General features: G+C 32.3%; 15 protein-coding genes. 13 read left to right on the plus strand and 2 right to left on the minus strand.

Translation table 11 applies throughout. The annotated features are described in order from the left end of the window. Positions 1–144: 144 nt before the first annotated feature. Positions 145–3,162, minus strand: coding sequence for a hypothetical protein (locus FLP_RS16320; protein WP_065450586.1), 3,018 nt, complete (start codon positions 3,160–3,162; stop codon positions 145–147). Between the two features lie 504 nt (positions 3,163–3,666). Between FLP_RS16320 and FLP_RS16330 the strand changes: the two genes are divergently transcribed. The 13 genes from FLP_RS16330 (at position 3,667) to FLP_RS16385 (ending at position 19,287) form a co-directional block, all read left to right on the plus strand. Further along, on the plus strand, positions 3,667–5,871 hold the full coding sequence (locus FLP_RS16330) for a hypothetical protein (RefSeq protein WP_065450588.1): 2,205 nt from the start codon (positions 3,667–3,669) through the stop codon (positions 5,869–5,871). 2 nt (positions 5,872–5,873) lie between these two features. After that, positions 5,874–6,044: a hypothetical protein gene (locus FLP_RS25550; RefSeq protein WP_165606687.1), complete on the plus strand. Its 171-nt coding sequence runs from the start codon at positions 5,874–5,876 to the stop codon at positions 6,042–6,044. A 37-nt stretch (positions 6,045–6,081) separates the two neighbouring features. Beyond that, the gene (locus tag FLP_RS16335; protein WP_065450589.1) at positions 6,082–6,303 is read left to right on the plus strand and encodes a hypothetical protein; all 222 of its coding nucleotides are present in this window, start codon (positions 6,082–6,084) and stop codon (positions 6,301–6,303) included. A gap of 663 nt (positions 6,304–6,966) precedes the next feature. Beyond that, positions 6,967–10,152, plus strand: a complete 3,186-nt coding sequence (locus FLP_RS16340) for a beta strand repeat-containing protein (RefSeq protein ID WP_065450590.1) — start codon at positions 6,967–6,969, stop codon at positions 10,150–10,152. A gap of 21 nt (positions 10,153–10,173) precedes the next feature. Next, positions 10,174–10,365 (plus strand): hypothetical protein, encoded by a 192-nt coding sequence (locus tag FLP_RS16345; RefSeq protein WP_065450591.1) that lies wholly within the window; start codon positions 10,174–10,176, stop codon positions 10,363–10,365. Between the two features lie 108 nt (positions 10,366–10,473). Beyond that, a complete protein-coding gene (locus FLP_RS16350; protein ID WP_065450592.1) occupies positions 10,474–13,056 on the plus strand; it encodes a beta strand repeat-containing protein in 2,583 nt (860 codons plus the stop codon). Then, entirely contained in the window at positions 13,056–15,026 is a 1,971-nt protein-coding gene (locus tag FLP_RS16355) for a BspA family leucine-rich repeat surface protein (RefSeq protein WP_065450593.1), read from the plus strand. Before FLP_RS16350 ends, FLP_RS16355 begins: the two co-directional genes overlap by 1 nt. A 462-nt stretch (positions 15,027–15,488) precedes the next feature. Next, a complete protein-coding gene (locus tag FLP_RS16360) occupies positions 15,489–15,635 on the plus strand; it encodes a hypothetical protein (protein WP_243397549.1) in 147 nt (48 codons plus the stop codon). Between the two features lie 63 nt (positions 15,636–15,698). Then, positions 15,699–16,169, plus strand: coding sequence for a hypothetical protein (locus tag FLP_RS16365; RefSeq protein WP_065450595.1), 471 nt, complete (start codon positions 15,699–15,701; stop codon positions 16,167–16,169). A 20-nt stretch (positions 16,170–16,189) separates the two neighbouring features. After that, positions 16,190–16,747, plus strand: a complete 558-nt coding sequence (locus tag FLP_RS16370) for a DUF6046 domain-containing protein (protein ID WP_065450596.1) — start codon at positions 16,190–16,192, stop codon at positions 16,745–16,747. Further along, entirely contained in the window at positions 16,740–18,041 is a 1,302-nt protein-coding gene (locus tag FLP_RS16375) for a hypothetical protein (RefSeq protein ID WP_065450597.1), read from the plus strand. The genes FLP_RS16370 and FLP_RS16375 overlap by 8 nt, the downstream gene beginning before the upstream one ends. 9 nt (positions 18,042–18,050) lie before the next feature. After that, positions 18,051–19,064 (plus strand): hypothetical protein, encoded by a 1,014-nt coding sequence (locus FLP_RS25290; protein ID WP_243397550.1) that lies wholly within the window; start codon positions 18,051–18,053, stop codon positions 19,062–19,064. A gap of 7 nt (positions 19,065–19,071) precedes the next feature. After that, positions 19,072–19,287: a hypothetical protein gene (locus FLP_RS16385; protein WP_065450598.1), complete on the plus strand. Its 216-nt coding sequence runs from the start codon at positions 19,072–19,074 to the stop codon at positions 19,285–19,287. Positions 19,288–19,369: 82 nt separating this feature from the next. Here FLP_RS16385 and FLP_RS16390 read toward each other — a convergent pair whose 3' ends face one another. Further along, positions 19,370–20,170 carry an XRE family transcriptional regulator gene (locus FLP_RS16390; protein WP_065450599.1) on the minus strand — a complete coding sequence of 267 codons (801 nt, stop codon included), beginning with the start codon at positions 20,168–20,170 and terminating at the stop codon, positions 19,370–19,372. Between the last annotated feature and the right edge of the window lie 236 nt (positions 20,171–20,406).

A 20,406-nucleotide genomic window follows, 5' to 3' on the forward strand; every position in this document is an offset into this window, starting at 1 on the left:
GTGTCAAACGTCCTGCAAGGTAAATCTAATACAAAAATCAGCAGTCTCTATATTTTCTTTTTAAGGGGTGTATTTGTACTTATTGTAATGTGATTAAGGGTGAAATGGGTATGTTTTCCTATTCTGTATATTTTAATTTTCTTTTTATTTAGGCAGTTTAAAAGTAAAATAAATTCTTTGTACAATCGTAGATAATCTTCGCTCTTGACTTCTGTCGTCTTTTCGTTCTATATTCCCAACACTTAAATGGAGCATTAAGGATTCTCTTGTTGTTTCATTATAAATATACCCCTCTAATTTCCCTTTTCTTATGCGTACTAAGGCAAAAGCTCCACCTATAAGTATCTGTGCAAGATTAGAATCGAAGTGTTTGTCAAGACTTTCAATAGCATAAGTTAACGTTGGACTAAACTCCAGATTAATTTTTAGATCCTTACTATCCGGTTTATTTACAAAATCATAATTAGTTTGTATTAATAATTTTAAGGTTTCTTCCATGATTTCGTTAATCATTCGGTCTTTAAGAATATCCTGCGCAAATTTATGTTTATAAAAATCAAAATCACGACTCTGTTTTCCAGTGCCAGTTGCAAATTCATAGAGTAACATTGCCACTGTAGCATCAGAGCTTTTTCTAAATAATGATTCTTTTCCATTTTCATCCGTAAAGTGCCTGATTCCTGGATAAATTTGGTTTGCTACTTTTTCAATTAGATTTCCAGTTATTTCATTAGGCAACTGAACAATTTCTTCTTTTACTTTATTTTGTATTTTATTTCCTTTTTCCTCTATCTTTTCTACAATTTTTTCCTTCAGCATTTTTCTTATATCATTAATTTCCTTTATATTTTCATATAAATTTTTAATATAATCAATGTATGTTTCACTATAATGATTACTTAATTTTGTTCTTTCAAATTCTTCTTTGATTTCATCATAAAGTTCTCCCAAGTCAGATGTAATTTCTTCTTCAATATCTATTAATGAATATATAACCTCTTCGATTATTGAAATTCCCGTATTTAAAAAAGCTATGACAACCTCATCCAAATTCACCAATATATAGATTGACTTTTCTTTAAGTTTCTTTTTTATTCTAGATAATCGGTCAAATAATTTGAATTCCTTTAAGTATTTTGGCTCCTCTTTTACTGCATCTTTTTGGTCAATTCTAAAGTATCTGGTTTTTCTACTGTTTTCTCTAGGATTCTCAATTATTTTATCGAAATTATCAACTTTAAAACTATCGCTAAGTTTTAAATAGTACAATTTTTTTACCAGTATTTGTCCAAGTTTTACTCTGTCCTCGTATTTCGCAAAATTGAAAATTACTTTTCCATTTTTAGTAAAATGTTTTTCCATGATATCTTCTATAATATCCGGAGCCATCCAAACTGCAAAATTTTCATTAATCTGTCTAACAATATCATCAAATTCTTTGTTTCCGGTAGTTTCCGGAACTTCATCAAATGATTTTTTTAGAAAACTATTGTTTAGATCCTTAAAAGAAGAGTTTATATAATCCTGAACCAAAGTTTGTTCAAACTCTACCAATTTGAAATCTAATTCTTGTTTTGATAAATTTTTAAAACTTTGTTTATTTCCTTTTGCATCAATAAATTCACCACTCAACTTTCCTTTTCCTTTTAAAAGTAGTTTTACGTTATTCATATTATCCGCAAATAAATACTTATTTCCTCCCTTTAAAAATTCATCAGTTTCGTCAGATAAAAACCAAAGATTTAAAGGCATTTCTGGCCCTCCTAATGCCATTTCGCCTTTTAATGCAGTTTCAACAGATCCCATTGTTACTCTTGCTGCAGCATCAAACCATTCAGATATTATTCCTTTAGTTTTCAAGTATGCATCGACGAATTTGTAATAAGCATGTCGCTGTGCAATTGTATTATAAAGATAATGTCGATCATTTATAGTATTATACAATGAGGCTTTCCAAAAAGTAGACCTTTGATCATCTGGCATAGAAATTCTATCTTTGTCATACCATTGTCCCAATTTTAGTTTAGGATATTTACCTGTGTTGTAGTCTCTTGTCACTTCGCCTGTGCCATATTTAATCTCTAATTCAGCTAATAAAGTTCTGGCCCAAATAAAGTACATACTTTCTACTCCAAGATCCGGGTACATTTTTTGAGGCGTTAAATCCGGATATATTATTTTCTGAGTTTGAATTGTTATTTTATCAGGTAAATTAGGAAATACTGATTTTAACAAAACAAACAATTCATCGTGTTCTGAAAATAGTTGTTGAATATTTACATCAGGATTTTTAATTTCTCTAATCAATCTTTTATAATAGGCAAATAATTTTTTATCATCGCTTTCTTTTAGTAATTGATACAGCTTTGCGAGCATTGACTCACTAACTTCTACCCAATTTAGATTGTAAATGGTAACTTCATCAATTGCAGGAAGACGCCATTTTTTTAATCCGAAATACATTTTTGTAAAAAGTTCGTGATCTGGTTTGCCATCAAAATCCTGCGCAGTAGCTCCTTGCTCAAAAGCTTTCGAAATACCAGTCCAATATGCTTTTTCGACAGTATTTTTCGCTCGAATTGCAATTTCTAATTTCTTTTTGATCTCTGCTTTAATAGTTTTTGGAGAAGGCTCACTATTTCCAGGCACTTTGAGAGTTTGTTGTGTTGCAACATTCGCATAGGTTTGGGTTGTTATGCCATTAGTCAGGTTTATAGTACTATTTTCTGCTCCTGCTGTTGGAGGAGTAGTGTTGTCTGATTTAGTAGAATTAATTATTGTTTTACTAATGTTATCAGCAACGCCTCCTCCGACTAGAGCGCTTGAAGTTGATGTGGTTAAACCTGTTGAAAGATTAAAGTTTGCCATTGTATCCCCAGAAACCGAAGAAGTATTGCTAATCGATTCCATCGGATTTTGCATTGTTACGGCAGTAGTATCGATCGCGCTTCCTTCGGCTGAGGCAATAGAATTATTTAAAATAGCAGTTGCATTTTGATTTTTTTGCTCCTGCCATAATTGTACGATATCTTTTTGCTGGCTCATTTCTTTTGAAACTTTAGCCAGCTCTTTTATTATGGTTTCGGTTAAATGTTCTGAACTTTTTATATCAGTACTATTTTGTATGGAAAGATTGAAATTATGCATTACATTTTTACTCATCGCTTGGTGTTTTTCTGGGTGTAAAAGTAGTATCATCGTTTTTGATTTCTAAATTTCAAACCACTTGTATTCAGTAGTTTCAGCAAGTTATCTTTCTACTGAAACTACTGAATAGAGCAAGCTGAATTTTATTAAAAACATATTCCTTTTCCTACTTTTGCTTTCTCCAAAACAAAAAATAATACCTATTGATTTTTAAACAATCATATTTGTATTCCGCTCTTATTTTTCAAAAAAAAAAAAAAAAATACCACTCGCCTTTATTATTAATCACTTTAAAATAGCCGTTATGGATTTTTTATTATCTGGAGGCATCCGAAAAATGCCCAAAATTCCCGACAAGAGTACTTTTTATTCTTTTCTGTCAAAGATAAATTCCGCTAAAGAAATTTGTCTCAACTCTAATAAATGGACATTTATTAAAACCTTCAATTGTATTGATCATCATCTCAATACTAAAAGAGTTGACTTTATCGCAATCTCTAATTATATAATTAAAAAAATATGGCAATTCAAACATTAAACACTATAAAAAATTGGTTTAAAACAGGTTCAAAACCTTCTCAGGATCAATTCTGGGATACTTGGGATTCTTTTCGACACAAATATGAAAAAGTACCTATAAAAGATATTGAAGAACTTGAAACTACGCTGGATACAAAAGCTGAAAAATCGCAGTTAGACGATCATAAAAACGATCAAATTGCCCATGCTGGTTTATTTTCAGGTAAAGAAGATAAATATCAAAAAGGTGTGGCGGGCGGTTATGTTCCGTTAGACGAGTTTTCAAAAATTGCTCATCAGTATCTAAATTTAGTCAACAACTTAACAGCGGGAGGTGAAAACTCAATACTATCAGCTGAACAAGGTGTTGTTTTGCAAAACCAAATAGACAATATTAATAGATTCTTAAAATGTGATAATGTTGATCTCGATACAGTTCAGAAAATTGTAGATGCTGTTACACAAATTCAAACGTCAATAGATACTATTTTAGTAAATGACCTTACTTTGGGAGGTGTTACAAAAGCTTTGACAGCAGAGATGGGGAAAATTTTAGACCTGAATAAAGAAGATAAATCGCAAAAAGGTTTGGCTAATGGTTATGCTCCTCTTGATTCATTAACCAAATTAGCGAGTCAATATTTATACATAGTAAACGATTTGATTACTGGAGGCGCAACATCTATTTTAAGCGCCGAACAGGGTAAGCTGTTACAAAATCAAATAAACGGAATCAATACATTATTGTCGTCTGATAATATTGATTTGGATACCATTCAGGAGATAGTTGATGCAATTGAAAACGTTGAATCTTACTTGTCAACTATCTTGGTCAACGACCTTAAAACAGGAGGAGTTGCTAAAGCATTGACAGCCGAAATGGGTAAGCAGTTGGATCAAATTAAATTGACAGCAACACTTGCAACGGATGCCGAAACGCAAACTACTGTATCTGTTGCAGAAGATAACAAAGTCGTTAGTCGATCTAAATTGTTCAATTGGTGGGAAAGTATGAAATCGCAAGCTCAAACAATTAAAGCAGTTTGGAATTTTTCTCAAGGTTTAAAGGTTAATAATAGTACAGGAAATTATGTCTACACAACTCAAATATTAGAAGATGTGTTTATTTCACAATTAGTGAGTGCTGGGTTAGGTACGTATAAAGTGCAATATAACTGGGAATCAATAAAATGGTTTTTGCCAAATGGCTTTTATACACAACTTATTCCTAATGCCAGTCCAACACAAAATAACCAAATTAAATTGCCTAATAAAGCAGGGACAGTTGCTTTGATAAATGATTTTGTTACTACTGCATCTGGTACAACAACAACTCCTGCTGTTATTGTGCCTAACGGATTATTAACAACAGTTCCTCAAAATGGAGCAATTGAACGTGATTCAAATGGTATCTTATGGGAAACACATGGAAATGTTAGAACTAAAATAACTTCTACCATTCAAAACAATCTAACAACGACCAATACAAATGATGTTCTTGATGCAAAACAAGGCAGTGTTATTATGGGGTATATTAGTGTTTTAGGGTCATTAATGGAGGGATTTAGAAATTCAACTCAAGGTCGTTCAGAATATAAGATTTTAAACTTATCGACAATTACAAGCGATTCAGCCGAGCAGAACATATTGCACCCTTATTTGCTAAAAACCATTGGAGCAATTAACTTGATAAATGCAACTTTTAGATTTTACAATCCGGGCAGTTTAGCACTATATAATAATCCTGCAAATAGAGATATTGATCCGAGTTCAGTGAATACAAATGATAAATTAATGTCAGATATGGATTTTATAATTCAAACAAAACCATTCTGTGGCGCAAATTTATTAAAACTTAAAATCAATTTGCAAGGATGGGGCAAAATGTTAATATTTAGAAGGTCTAATGCAAATACAGCGGCATATGCAAGGCCTTTTACCTTAATTGCGAGTATTGATTTTGGAAATTCTTCAGAGCCAGGTACTGGTGTGATAATAAATCAAGCAATTAAGACATCATTTTCAGATGGTATTCTAGGCTTTATACTCGTGCACGGAACTAATACTTATTATAACTCCTGCTACACAATAAATTATTTGAGTTTTGCTCCTGATATGGCCACTCTTAATGGAGGAAGTGTAACACCAGTTATAAACTCTGCTTTCGAAACTCAAACAACAGATATTTCAAATATAAATTTATAAAGATGCAAAATCAAGTGATTACACAAAAAATTTCAAACAGCAAAATTTTTCCAGATGTCCAAAGAACAATTGAAATTGCGGGTATTCAAATGAACTTAGATATTTCAACTTTTGATCTAAATTATAGAATAATCTATGAAAAAGATGGCCAAGATGTAACTTTCAATGTTTAATCAGCAAGTACCAGATTGACACGTTGATAATTCCATTATGATGATCGTTCGGGATGAAAATTTTAAACCAATCTTAAACCGAAATTTCATTGAAGAAAAAGATGGTGACGGTACAATTTTAAACGAAAGCGAGCGATATTTTACAATGCCAGCATTTGACTATTTGATAAAACTCATTTTAAAAACACCTGTCAAATTAGAAGACATCTTAAAAGGTTACATCATTTCTGAAGACGAGGATGGAAGATTTAATTTTTAAAAACAATCAGCCGTCGGCTACTGAATGAGTAATAAAAGAAACTTAACTCTTAAGACAAAAATTTAAAGCCACCTATTGTTCTAAAATAAACTCTTTTTTATTTTCAAATACACCCAAAATCATGAAGAACACTTGTTTCTAATGATCTTGGGTGTTTTTTGTTAGCAAATATCAGATGACAAAAATTAGCTTTATTCTTACACAAATCAACATCTATAAATCGAGACAAAAACATAAAATAATTATATAACTAAACTTTACCTCTACTTACATTCCACTGAAACTACCGAAAAACTGAGTTTAAATTTTTCATTTTTTGTATTCTTCTAAACTACTTTTACACCCACAAAATTTAAATAGTAACACTATTTATAACAATCAGAATTACTCCTGCTATTCTTCAAAGAACAATTATCTCATTAATATAAATCAATTAAACAAATACCACCATGAATTCTTTATCATCAGAAGGCAGAAGAAAAATGCCTAAAATTCCCAACAAAAATAATTTTCGCTTTTTCTTAATCGAATACTTAAAAAAAGATTTCAATCTGAGAATATAATTCTCCTGTAAATTGACAATCATAAAAAATATACAGGACGATTTTCTTTTGTCCTAACATCTTAAAAGTTCGATAATCAAATAAATTTAAAAGAAAAAACATGGCAATACAAACATTAAATACCATAAAAAATTGGTTTAAAACTGGTCTTAAACCATCGCAGGCACAATTCTGGGATACCTGGGATTCCTTCCGACATAAATTTGAAAAAGTTCCCATAAAAGATATCGATGGAATTGAAGAATTGCTTTTAAACAAAGCAGATAAAACAATTTTAGATAATCACTTAGCTGATAAAATTGCCCACGCCCCACAAGTAAATACGGACTGGAATAGCGAATCTGGTTTTAGTCAATTACTTAATAAACCTGAATTTAAAACAATTAATGGAGAAGCAATAGTTGGAGACGGAGATATTACTATTAGTTCAGCAATTCCTACATTGGATCAGGTATTAAATTCAGACAATAAATCCCTTACTCAACCAATTGTGTTTTTAGACGAAGAATATAGTGCTACAATAGATTCTAAAAACTTATCAATTGATGGTCCACTAGGAGAAGGAATTCAATACAATGGTGATAACATAAACTGGAGCAAAGGAGATAAAAATTTAAAATTACTTTTTGATGGAGAATCAGCAGGACAAAATACTTTTAGTTTTCCAGAAATGCCAGATAGCAGTACTCCTTATAAATTAGCTACAGATCAGGTAGTTTCAGCAACTCAATCAGGTATAGTCGATAATACTTCTTTGCAAGAATTGGGAGGAGTTGATAAGCTTATAAATGGGGTAAGAATAGGTAGAGGTGGTGGTAATGATCCAGAAAATAGTTCTTTAGGGTTATCAGCATTAAATGCTAATACCACCGGAACAGGAAATACAGCTATTGGATCTGAAGCATTATTAAGCAATATATCTGCGAATAACAATACTGGTATTGGAAATTGGGCATTAAGATTAAATGAAACATCTCCCGGCAATACAGCATTAGGAGTAAATACATTAACAAAGTTAGTAAGTGGGATAGGTTTTAATACTGCTGTAGGAACATCTGCTTTAACAACAGCTACTACAGCTAGTTATAGTACTGCTGTAGGAACATCTGCTTTAAGATTGTCAACAACAGGTACTCAAAACGTAGCTATTGGTGGATCAGCTTTAAGAAATTTAACCACAGGTAATTATAATTTAGGAATTGGAACTAATGCTTTATTGAATACTATAATTGGGAGTCGAAACACAGCAATTGGAGTAGCTACAGGACTAGGTATAACAGGTAATGATAATCTTGCTTTAGGATATCTTGCTATGGGTTTTAATGGAGTTACATCTACAGGGAATTTTAATATAGCAATAGGATCACAAGCTGGTGGAGAAATTACAGCGGGGTCAGGAAATATTTTAATTGAAAATCAACAGACAACTAATTCTGCAATTACAACAGGGTCTAATAATGTAATATTGAAGCAAGGACTAACAAGTATAGGAGTTAGAACTGGAAATAATAATACAATTATTGGAAATATTACAGGATTGCCTACAGATGCTTCAAACTTAGCTATATTATCTGATGGTAGTGGAAATATAGCAATAAGAAAAGAAACAGATAATAGATTATTAGCACCTGGTTTAACAAATGCCTTAATTGATTCAGGAGGAGCTAAATCTTTAGTGACTAAAGAGTATTTAGATGCACACTCAGGAGGTTCGTCGCAAAACTTACAACAAACTTTAGAAAATGGTGGTTCAGCTGAATTTAGCTATAATGGTGGAATCCAAGAATTGAGTATGTTTGATGGTAATGGTGCAATAGAGTTTTACACATCAGGAGAAGATGTAGAATCTGGCGAATCAAAAACATCTGATGGAGTTATTAATAAAAATAATATACTACTTAGACATACATACCAAAATACTGGAATCAGTAGAAATGCTTATTTAGATATTTCTTCTGGTAAGGTTAGACTACAAGAACAAAATAACGGAAGTGATGCCTTATTGGAGTTTGAAGATCAGACGGGATCAAGAAGTACATTTCAGATACCTAATAAAAACCCATCTGTAGATACTACTTATAAATTAGCAACCACAGACGATATACCTACAATTTTACCAGCATCAGCAACTCAATCAGGTATAGTTGATAATACTTCTTTACAAGAATTAGGAGGAACAGATAAATTAATCAATGGTATTAGGATTGGTAGAGGTAATAATTCTACTTCAAACAATAGCGTTGCTTTAGGATCTAATGCTTTAACATCTGCTACAACTGGTACTTTAAATACAGCAGTAGGAAGATCTTCTATGGCATTATTAACTACTGGAGCGGCAAATACAGCCGTTGGATCTACTACACTTGCAAATTTAACTACAGGTACTCAAAACGTAGCTGTTGGGGGTTCAGCTTTAAGGAATTTAACTACAGGAAATTATAATCTGGCAATTGGTACAAATACTTTATTTAATAATTTAATTGGTGAAAATAATACTTCTATAGGAACTGCATCAGGTATGGGAATTCTAGGTAGTCATAATACTTCATTAGGATGGAGGAGTTATGGGGGAAGTACTGGAGGAACTACTACTGGTTCAGGAGAATTTAATATTGTAGTGGGTGCTCAATCAGGGTATAATTTGACTAATGGAAATAGAAATGTATTAATAGAATCTCCTGCCAGCCCCTCTAGTTCATATACTACAGGTAGTGATAATATTGCAATTAATACCGGTACTAGAAATAATGGTATATCTACAGGAAGTGGTAACACTCTTGTAGGAGGTATTACAGGATTAAATGGCAATGATTCCAATTTAGCAATTTTTGCTAATGGTGTGGGAGATATTGCAATCAGAAAAGAAGCTGACAACAGATTATTAGCTCCGACATTAACAAATGCTCTAATTGATTCAGGGGGAGTTAAATCTTTAGTGACTAAAGAATATTTAAGTGCTTATGTGGATAATCTAAAACCAAAAATAAATGTCGCAAATGTAAATTTTACAATACCTGATGGAGGATATACTAGGTTTGTAACTGCTACAGGAGCCAACGCGGAAATTACTTTACCTGCTCTAGCTAACTCTATAGGCGCCATATATTACATAACCGCAGAAAATATTGGAGGTTTAACAATAAAATGTAATGCTGGGGATTTTGATATTTTGAACAGAGGCGTTACATATGATACTTTTACCATAGATGATGGTAGTGATGATGGTGCAGCGGTACAAATTATAAATAATGGTATTAATTATATACTTTTTCAATTAACGCCTTAATAACTAAAAACTTTAAAAAATATGAATAAATCAAAAATTGCAGTTATCGTTAGTATTTTAATCGTTCTAACAGGAATGATCGATACTAAATTTGAACTTTTACAAGAAGTGGGTTTTTCCTTGGTAAACATTAACAGAATCAAATTAATCGGTTTGGTTCTGTCGGCATTATTATCCAGTATTTCTCCGTTATTTTCTACTGAAAAAAATTAAAAATAAATTCCAAATAAAGGAAATAAAAAAAGTCTCAAAATCAGAAATAAATCTTTACCAACAATTAAAACAGTTGATTTTTTTAAAATCTATAACTAAATAAAAAACATGGCTATACAAACATTAAATACCATAAAAAATTGGTTTAAAACTGGTCTTAAACCATCGCAGGCACAATTCTGGGATACCTGGGATTCCTTCCGACATAAATTTGAAAAAGTTCCCGTAAAAGATATCGATGGAATTGACGAATTGCTTTTAACCAAAGCAGATAGAACAATTTTAGATAATCACTTAGCTGATAAAATTGCACATGCACCGCAAATAAATACGGACTGGAATAGTGAATCTGGTTTTAGTCAATTGATTAATAAACCAGAATTTAAAACTATTAATGGAGAAGCAATAGTTGGAGATGGAGATATTACTATTAGTTCGGCAATTCCTACATTAGATCAGGTATTAAATTCCGACAATAAATCCCTTACTCAGCCAATTGTATTTTTAGACGAAGAATATAGTGCTACAATAGATTCTAAAAACTTATCAATTGATGGTCCACTAGGAGAAAGAATTCAGTACAATGGTGATAACATAAACTGGAGCAAAGGAGATAAAAATTTAAAATTGCTTTTTGATAGAGAATCTACAGGACAAAATACTTTTAGCTTTCCTGAAATGCCAGATAGCAGTACTCCTTATAAATTAGCTACAGATCAGGTAGTTTCAGCAACTCAATCAGGTATAGTTGATACTACTTCTTTGCAAGAATTGGGAGGAGTTGATAAGCTTATAAATGGAATAAGGATAGGTAGAGGTAATAATACCACTAATAATGCTAATACAGCATTAGGATCAAATGCTTTAACGTCAGCCACTACATCTATTAGTAATACTGCTATAGGTAGATCTACATTAGCTCTTGCTACAACTGGAAGTTTTAATACCGCAGTAGGAGCTGTATCCCTTGCTAATTTAACTACAGGAACTCAAAATGTTACAGTAGGTGGGGCAGCTCTAAGACATTTAACCACCGGAAGTTATAATTTAGGTATAGGTACTAATGCTTTACTTAACACTATAACTGGAAGTAGAAATACAGCAATTGGAGTAGCATCAGGGGTATCTGTTACAAGTGATGATAATATTGCTATAGGTTATTTAGCAATGGGCAACACAGGTGTTTTAAATACAGGTACATATAATACTGTTATAGGAGTAACTTCGGGTGGAGCAATTACTTCAGGATCAGGAAATACATTAATTGAAAGTACTAATACCACTTCAGGATCAGTTACTACTGGGTCAAATAACATTATACTAAAACAAGGACTAACCCCTATAGGTATTACTACTGGAAATAATAATACAGTTATTGGTAATGTTACAGGATTACCTACAGATGCTTCAAACTTAGCCTTGTTATCAGATGGTAGTGGGAACATTGCAATTAGAAAAGAAGCTGACAACACATTACTAGCACCTACATTAACAAATGCCTTAATCGATTCAGGAGGAGCTAAATCTTTAGTGACTAAAGAATATTTAGAGGCTGTTATTTTACCAACCTCAGCAACTCAATCAGGTATAGTTAATAATACTTCTTTGCAAGAATTAGGAGGAGTTGATAAGCTTATAAATGGGGTAAGAGTTGGCGTAGGTAATCTTTTAACAACTTCAAATACCGTTTTTGGTTCAAATGCTTTGGGTTCAACAACAACAGGGGGTACAGGTAATACAGCAATTGGAAGAAATGTATTATCTGTAGCTACTACTGCTAATTTTAACACTGGAGTAGGAAATGGTGCTTTAAGATATACAACGACAGGAACACAAAATGTAGCTATTGGAGGTAACGCTTTAAATAAACTAACTACTGGTCAATTTAATTTAGGTATTGGTACAAATGCGTTAATGAATAATATATCAGGTGTTAGAAATACTGCTATTGGAGCAGCGGCAGGAGCAGGAATTACGGGTAATTATAATACCGCTCTAGGATGCATAAGTTTTGGGGGAGGTAGTAACAGCGACATCACTGGTACAGGTGAATTTAATATCACAATTGGATTCCAATCGGGTTCTTACTTAACAAACGGATCAAGAAATGTATTAATTGAAGCCCCTGCTACAGGGAATAGGTATACTACAGGAAATGATAATATTTCAATTAATACTGGAACAAGATCAAATGGCATATCTACAGGTAATGGAAATACTATTATTGGTGGTATATCAGGATTAAATCAAGATGATTCTAATTTAGCAATTTTTGCTAATGGTGTAGGAGATATTGCAATTAGAAAAGAAGCTGATAACAGATTATTAGCTCCGACATTAACAAATGCTTTAATTACGTCTGGTGGTGCAAAATCCTTAATTACAAAAGAATATGTTGATGATTCGAAACAAATAAAAGACAAACAAATCATTATAAATGGAGATATTGATGTCCAGGAAAATTGGAATGGCCAAACTATCATTTTTAAAAGTAGTGGTATCGTAAGAATGCCTATGATCACCACAGAAGAATTTTCATTTAATGCGATCACACTAGAAGGTGTAAATCTAACCTGGCAGTGGGCAAATCAGATTGAATGGGTATTTGGAGAACCTGAAATTACTCCAGAGAAAAAATATTTCAATCTGACAAAATTGGAAAATACCAACCAAATAATACTAAGTGTATAATGGGTATAAAAAAATATGTATTTGGGAAACGAGAAGCAGAAAAAGAATTTGTTTCAACTTGGAAAACGGATAATATTTCAACTGGATCAAGTGCAGAAAATCAGATAAAATTACCCCTTCAAAATGGAGGGGTATATAATTTCATTGTAGACTGGGGTGACGGAACAAAAGATACTATAACATCCTGGAATCAGGCACAAGTTACACATACTTATAGTTCAGTAGGAACTTATAAGATAACTATCGTAGGGATTTGTTATAATTGGACATTTTACGGAAGTGGAGACAAACTCAAAATTTTAAATGTATTGAGTTGGGGCAATCTTAAATTAGGTACAAATAGTGGTAGTTATTTCCTAGGGTGTTCAAACTTAGATTTATCAGATGTTAGTGATGTGCTGGATACAAAAGATGTGATTAATATGTCTAACGCTTTTTCTCAATGCAATGTCCTGACCACTGTAAATAAAATGAATGATTGGAATGTTTCAAATGTTATTAACATGGAGAGAATGTTTAATAATTCACCTGAATTTAATCAATCAATTGGAAATTGGAATGTTTCAAAAGTTACCAACATGTCTAATATGTTTTCAAATGCTGGAAAATTTAATCAACCTTTAAACAACTGGAATGTTTCAAATGTTACAAGTATGATTTCAATGTTTCAAGCAGCATGGATTTTTAATCAAAATATTGGCTCTTGGAATGTTTCAAAAGTTAACAATATGGCGGGAATGTTTTTTCAATCTGAATTCAATAACAATGATTCTAGTGAAATAAGCAGTTGGGATACATCTTCGGTAATAAATATGTCGAATATGTTTTTTGGTGCGAATGAATTTAATCAACCGATTGGAAATTGGGATGTCTCAAACGTTACCAACATGGTAGCAATGTTTCAATCTGCATCAAAATTCAATCAACCAATTGGAAAGTGGAACGTAGAAAAGGTTACAAGTTTTTCTCAAATGTTTCAAAGTGCATCTAATTTTAATAATGGAGAATCTCCTGATATTAATAATTGGAACACTTCAAACGTTAATGATTTGAATCAAATGTTTTTAAGTGCAGTAAATTTTAATCAACCAATTGGGAACTGGAATACATCAAATGTTACCAATATGGCAGGAATGTTTCAAAGTACTACAAACTTCAATCAACCGTTAAACAACTGGAACACTTCAAAGGTCACCACAATGTATGCAATGTTTGCAAGAACAGGGCCGGGCACAAATATGTTCAATCAAAACATCGGTTCTTGGGATGTTTCAAATGTTAATTCATTTACCTACATGTTTTATGGCAATGCAGGAGATTTAGTTTTCAATAATGGGGGAAGTCCTGATATTAATAATTGGGTTTTAAAAAACACAGGATCAATTACAATGGACGGAATGTTTATAAATGCAAGGAATTTCAATCAACCGATAGGAAATTGGAATACTATTGCAGTTACTACTATAGAAGATATGTTTCAACGAGCAAGCACTTTTAATCAAAATTTAGATTCTTGGAATATTTCCAATATAACCAGTTTAGGTAGAGTATTCGCATATGCCTCTGCTTTTAATCAACCTTTAAATAACTGGAATGTTTCAAATGTTATAAATATGCAAAATATGTTAGTCGGTGCGCTAGCATTCAACCAACCTTTAAATCACTGGAACACTTCAAAGGTCACAAATATGTCTAATATGTTTAATCAAGCTATGTCATTCAACCAAGATATTGGAAATTGGAATGTTTCAAATGTTACGAATATGGTGAACTTTATGGCAACAATAACAGCAACAACATTTTCAGCGACAAATCTCGACGCTATATACAATGGATGGAGTTCAAGACCAGTGCAACCTAATATTAGTATAAGTTTCGGAACAGCAAAACATACATCAGCAGGAACACACGGAAAAGCAATTCTACAAAACTCTTCTAATAATTGGACAATAACAGATGGAGGAAGCTAGAATAATAAACGTTAAAATAAATCCCCGAAAGCAGGGATAAAAAAACTTTTTCATTCAAAAATAAACATTCATATAGGCTGTAAAAAAAACATCCAGGATTATTAGGAAAAAATAAATTCCTCAATAATCCTGGATGTTTTTTACAATAAAAAAGTTAACACTAGAAAAACCTCAAACAAATAAACTACAAAACTTTAAACCAATTTACATTCCACTGAAACTACAGAATACCGACCGCAAATTATTCGTTTTTCACACCCTTCTACCCTACTTTTACATACTCTAATAACAACTATTAGCATCCCAAACAGATATAAAAATACCATTTATTTTCAGATTTTTTTTGAGAATAAATACCTCATCTGTACACACTACTTTCAACAATCATAGTAACAATTAAACATTCAACCAATCATGGATTATACACCAAAAGATCTAGGTGAAATACCTAAAACACCCGATATGAGCAAATTCAAAAATCCTTTGGGACAAACTACAGACGGAAACATTTTTATAGAGAGCTTTACGATAACACCTTTCACTACTTCCGAAAAAAACGAAAATCTGTCAGAAATTATTAAAAAAGAAAGTCGGGACAGTAGTATTTAAAAAGCATAAAACTTTCTAAAATCTATTTCAACATTCAAAGACAACATCTCTAAAACTATAAAAATGCCAGACGAAATAACGATACAAAAACTAAAAGAAAAATACGGTACAGTAATAAAATTTACATCAGAAGATCAACTGACAACTGTTTACTGCAAAAAACCATCATTCACCACATTCCTAAATTATCAAAATAAATACAAGGATAATCCGCATGAAGCAATTCTGTTTTTATTTAAAGAATGTGTTCTGGATAAGGAAATTTATGATGATGAATTCATGCTTTCGGCAGGAAATTCTCTTGTAGCAATGATCAAAAATGACAGCGAATTTACGATAGATGCAACTCCACAAAAAGATGAATTCAAAAAATCGGCTGCTCTTATTCGATATGCTTTTCAGGTGGATCCATATCAATTATCAATGGATGAGTTTTATAAGTTACTCGAAGAGGCCCTTTGGTTACAAAAACACAACGACAAAATACTCGAAAACACATTCATGACCGCTTTTGCACAAGCATTTTCAAATTAAAAATAAAAAAATAAATCATTATGAAATTCAATTTTAATGTAAACGAAATTTTAGACACCAAAGACTCTGAATATACCGGCATTAACTATAACGAGTCCGAATCGAAAGATTTTATTATAGATAAAACCGGAGGAGAATTTAATCTAAGGGTCTTCGCTCCTTTGGTTTTTGAACCTTTAACAAAAAAAGATCTCAATTTACCCAGTTTACGTGTAGATGCTGTTACTGTGAATCTTAATCGCTCAAAAACCATCAAAAAAGAAAGCATCGAAGGCAGAGATTCAACTATCAAAGAGCATATTACAAATGGAGATTTTAGTATTTCTATCGAAGGTTTAATCGCCAATGAAACCGGAGATGAATATCCAAAGGAAAAACTTTTTTTATTGAAACAATTCTTAAATGCGCCGTACGCTCTACGAGTAACGCACGCTATTTTAAACCGATTTGGTATTTACGAATTAGTGATCGACTCCTACTCGATTCCATCTATTTCGGGAACAAAAAATATTCAAAAATTTACGGTCAGCGCCACATCAGACGAAACTGTAGAACTAATAATCAGAGACAATGCTTAAACTAAATGCTAAAATTAGGGTTTACGAAACGATAAAACTTATCCCTATGCCTAAATTTTATGAATTTACCTATGTAAAAAATGTAGACATCAGCAGTTCGTACAAATCCCTCACAGATACGGCAACAATTGTGATGCCTCAAAAAGTGTTTACTGACACTAAGGGATTTGATCAAAACTTGTTTAAAAATGCAAATGGTGAAGAAAAAACAGTTCATGATTTTTTTAAACTAGAAAGTTTCATAGAAATATTTTTAGGATATGACGACGATTACAAACCCGCTTTTAGAGGTTATATTACAGGAGTACAATCAGATACAAATGCTACAATAACCTGCGAAGATGCTATGTATGCTTTTAAGAAAGTAAAAGCGGTAAAAGACGATGATGTTCAGGATAAAAGTGACGTTCTGAATGTTGTATCAACCAACCCGACCACAAATGTTGAAAGCTTTAATCCTAAAACTTTCTTCGAAAAAAGAATCAAAGAACTTAAATTACCTTTTAAAGTAAACGCTCTCGACGAAGAACTAGGCAATGTAATGATTAACAGAAATCAAAGTTTGGCCCAGGTTTTTGAGATGCTAAAAGACAAAGGAATCTATACCTATTTCAAAACCGAAGATTTAGCTCCGGTTCTTACTATTACGAATAATCCGCAGCAACATACTGCAGCAGAGTTAACCGGTTTTATCGATCGAAATTTCATTAAAAGCCCGTTAGCTGGAGCATTGGTCAAAAAATTGATCAATCAGGGACTTAGTCTTTTAAGTTCGACGTTGAATAAAATTGTACAATCTGTTTCAGGAGGTTTTCTGGGGAAAGTTCGCTTTAGATTTCGCTATAATATTATTGAAGATCGATTAAAAGTCGTTACTGAATCTACCAAAAATACGCGCACACGAGTCGAAAAATATTTTAAAAATTCAAATACCCCAATTTATATCGAATTAGGCGATCCAAACGGGCAATTGGTAAAAACACATGTATTGCATGACGATAAAGATGATTTGCCCAAAGACCCTGAAGCTTTTAAAAATGCTGCAACAAAAGTTGCTGCAGAATTGTATCAATATGCTGCTGTGAGAGCCATGGAATCTAAACCAAGCGGACTCGAAGGTTATTTCCTGACTTTTGGTGAGCCATTTGTACGACCTACAGACAAGGTAATTCTGGAAAATGCTAAGGATAAAGAAAAAAACGGCACTTTTCAGGTCGAAAAAGTAGAACGAAGCTATGGCGAAAACGGCTACAGACAAAAAATTTACGTAGGACGAAGAGTAGAAACAGTATAAAATTACAAAATGGGAAATATAACAGATCTAATAAAAGATGTCGCCAGTAAAAATCAAATTATTGAAACTTTTGCAGCAAAAGTCATCGAAATAAATAACGAAATAGAATCGCTCCATAATCCTGAAGATGCCTATACTGTAAATATCATGCGCGCCGATGGCGCAATTATCAAAAACGTACGATTGAAAGCTTCAATCCTCGATGTCGAACAAGGGATTATCACGATTCCTAAAAAAGACAGCTGGGTTTTGGCTACGATTATTGACGGAGTCGAAACGAGAGCTTTTGTTTCGCAGTTTTCAGAGGTCGAACGTACTTTTGTTCGCTTCAAAAATGACGAGAATCATTATCTGGAAATAAATACTGACGCCGATAAATTTCAAATGTTATTCAAAGAAAAAAAAACCAATGAAAACGGTGCTACATCAACTGCAAAACCTACTTACAAAAACATCGCGCAAATAGCATTTAGCGGCAAAAAAGATTCCAGGATTACTACCTCTTTTTATGATGAAAATGGCAAAGAAATCTCTAAAAATAACTTCAGCGGAAATCAACAACAGACTATTTTACATACTATTAATGGCGAGGATATTAAAGAACGAGTAAAATTTACGCTTTCTTCAGGAGAAAATCCCAGTGCTGAAATGCAATTTTTAGATAAAGATGGTGCTGAGAAACAAAAATTAACTTTTGATGAATTACATACCGAAATTAATCTTAATAAAGGAAATACAATTTTCAATTTAAAAGATAAAGAGGCAAAAGTCACCATTAAAGATGGTTTTGATGCTACAATTTCAGATGCCAAAACTTCATTTATAAAAGGCAATCTAACGCTGGAAATGGATGATAGATTTAAAATAGATGTAGGCGGAAAAAGTTTAAAATCTAAACTTGAAGAACTAATAGATGAAATAGGTAAAATTACAGTTACTACACCCATGGGACCATCAGGAACACCAATTAATTTACCTCAACTTACAATACTAAAAGGAAAATTAACAGAATTATTAAAATAAAACAATTATGGCTTTAAATAAATCAGGTTTAGAAGGATCAATAAAAGCGCTTTTGAGTGAAGAAAAAGGAAAAATAGACAACGCTTCGTCTATAGATAACATTGCAGCAAAATTAGCATCTGCTATAGAAGTTTTTGTAAAATCCGGAACTGTAAACACCACAGTAACTACAACTGGTAGTGCTTCAGCACAAACCGGAACCGGAGTAGGAAGTATCTCTTAATAACTTTAAACTAATATAAAAATACCTCTTACAGTAAAACCGTAAGAGGTATTTTTATATTTAAAACCTCTACTTTAAATATCTAGTTCAGCTTCTTTCTCAAAGTCTCTTCCATTTCATAGAATTTACTTTCGAGATCATGAATCTTTTCATAAATATTAATAGGATCCGGCATCTGTTTTGAGGCATACATACTTGCGTACCAAACTTCCAGAATATCCTCGGCATAAATAGAATACATTGGGTAATTTCCGTCTCTGTTATCAGATTTCAGGATTAATTTTCCGCTTTCCCTGATTCTGTTTAAAACCCTTTTTACCACTACTCCATCATTTTTACTGATAATAACATAAATTCTCCCGTCGAGAATATCATCAAAATTATCAACGTATTTTCCAAAAAGGTAATCGCCGTCGTGTATTGTTGTCGACATCGAATTTCCTTTAATTTCAAAACATCTGTAGGTTCCGTTTTTTAACATTGGCATACTGAATGACGGAAGACTCTCCATATATTCCGGATCAGAGTAACCGTCTAAATAACCTGCTCTTGCTTTAACGCCAACAAAATTGATATTCTCCTCCCCGTCTTCATTTACCGTTATAATCTTTGGCAGGTTCAAACCCACTTCGTTATTAGTTTTATTGGCAAAAATTTCATCGCTATTTCCAAAAAAGTAATCAGGATTTACATTACAATGCGTGATGATACTTTGAAGCAAATCAAATCCAGGTTTTGTCCTTTTTCTTTCTCCGTCAGATTGCAATCTTCCAACAGTGATACTATCTATTGTAGTACTGGTTACTCCTATTAACTTAGCAAATGAGTTATTGTTTAACTTCATCTCATCTATAATACGTTTTATCTTAGTATGTATTTCCATTGTGTTGCTTTTGTTTTTATTATGTAATATGTTTTAAACAGCATTACACATTCCACTATATGTTGCAAAACTAAAAAATATATAATAAATAATAGCATTCTTTTCTATCTTTTTTACGTAACACCTGAATTTAAAGCATTTTAAAGGCTTTTTCCTACTGTATTACTCTAATAGTCAACATAAAAAACTAAATCATATTACTGAAATTACTGCATTTTTCATCGTAATATGTTGCA

This window comes from Flavobacterium piscis (assembly GCF_001686925.1).
Classification (GTDB): domain Bacteria; phylum Bacteroidota; class Bacteroidia; order Flavobacteriales; family Flavobacteriaceae; genus Flavobacterium; species Flavobacterium piscis.

What these genes read in the sequence shown, in the direction of transcription:
- FLP_RS16330 (WP_065450588.1), top strand. Translation starts at nt 3,667, where the DNA reads ATGGCAATTCAAACATTAAACACTATAAAAAATTGGTTTAAAACAGGT.
- FLP_RS16385 (WP_065450598.1), top strand. Translation starts at nt 19,072, where the DNA reads ATGGCTTTAAATAAATCAGGTTTAGAAGGATCAATAAAAGCGCTTTTG.
- FLP_RS16340 (WP_065450590.1), top strand. Translation starts at nt 6,967, where the DNA reads ATGGCAATACAAACATTAAATACCATAAAAAATTGGTTTAAAACTGGT.
- FLP_RS25550 (WP_165606687.1), top strand. Translation starts at nt 5,874, where the DNA reads ATGCAAAATCAAGTGATTACACAAAAAATTTCAAACAGCAAAATTTTT.
- FLP_RS16350 (WP_065450592.1), top strand. Translation starts at nt 10,474, where the DNA reads ATGGCTATACAAACATTAAATACCATAAAAAATTGGTTTAAAACTGGT.
- FLP_RS16375 (WP_065450597.1), top strand. Translation starts at nt 16,740, where the DNA reads ATGCTTAAACTAAATGCTAAAATTAGGGTTTACGAAACGATAAAACTT.
- FLP_RS16345 (WP_065450591.1), top strand. Translation starts at nt 10,174, where the DNA reads ATGAATAAATCAAAAATTGCAGTTATCGTTAGTATTTTAATCGTTCTA.
- FLP_RS16370 (WP_065450596.1), top strand. Translation starts at nt 16,190, where the DNA reads ATGAAATTCAATTTTAATGTAAACGAAATTTTAGACACCAAAGACTCT.
- FLP_RS25290 (WP_243397550.1), top strand. Translation starts at nt 18,051, where the DNA reads ATGGGAAATATAACAGATCTAATAAAAGATGTCGCCAGTAAAAATCAA.
- FLP_RS16320 (WP_065450586.1), bottom strand. Translation starts at nt 3,162, where the DNA reads ATGAGTAAAAATGTAATGCATAATTTCAATCTTTCCATACAAAATAGT.
- FLP_RS16390 (WP_065450599.1), bottom strand. Translation starts at nt 20,170, where the DNA reads ATGGAAATACATACTAAGATAAAACGTATTATAGATGAGATGAAGTTA.
- FLP_RS16355 (WP_065450593.1), top strand. Translation starts at nt 13,056, where the DNA reads ATGGGTATAAAAAAATATGTATTTGGGAAACGAGAAGCAGAAAAAGAA.
- FLP_RS16360 (WP_243397549.1), top strand. Translation starts at nt 15,489, where the DNA reads ATGAGCAAATTCAAAAATCCTTTGGGACAAACTACAGACGGAAACATT.
- FLP_RS16365 (WP_065450595.1), top strand. Translation starts at nt 15,699, where the DNA reads ATGCCAGACGAAATAACGATACAAAAACTAAAAGAAAAATACGGTACA.
- FLP_RS16335 (WP_065450589.1), top strand. Translation starts at nt 6,082, where the DNA reads ATGATGATCGTTCGGGATGAAAATTTTAAACCAATCTTAAACCGAAAT.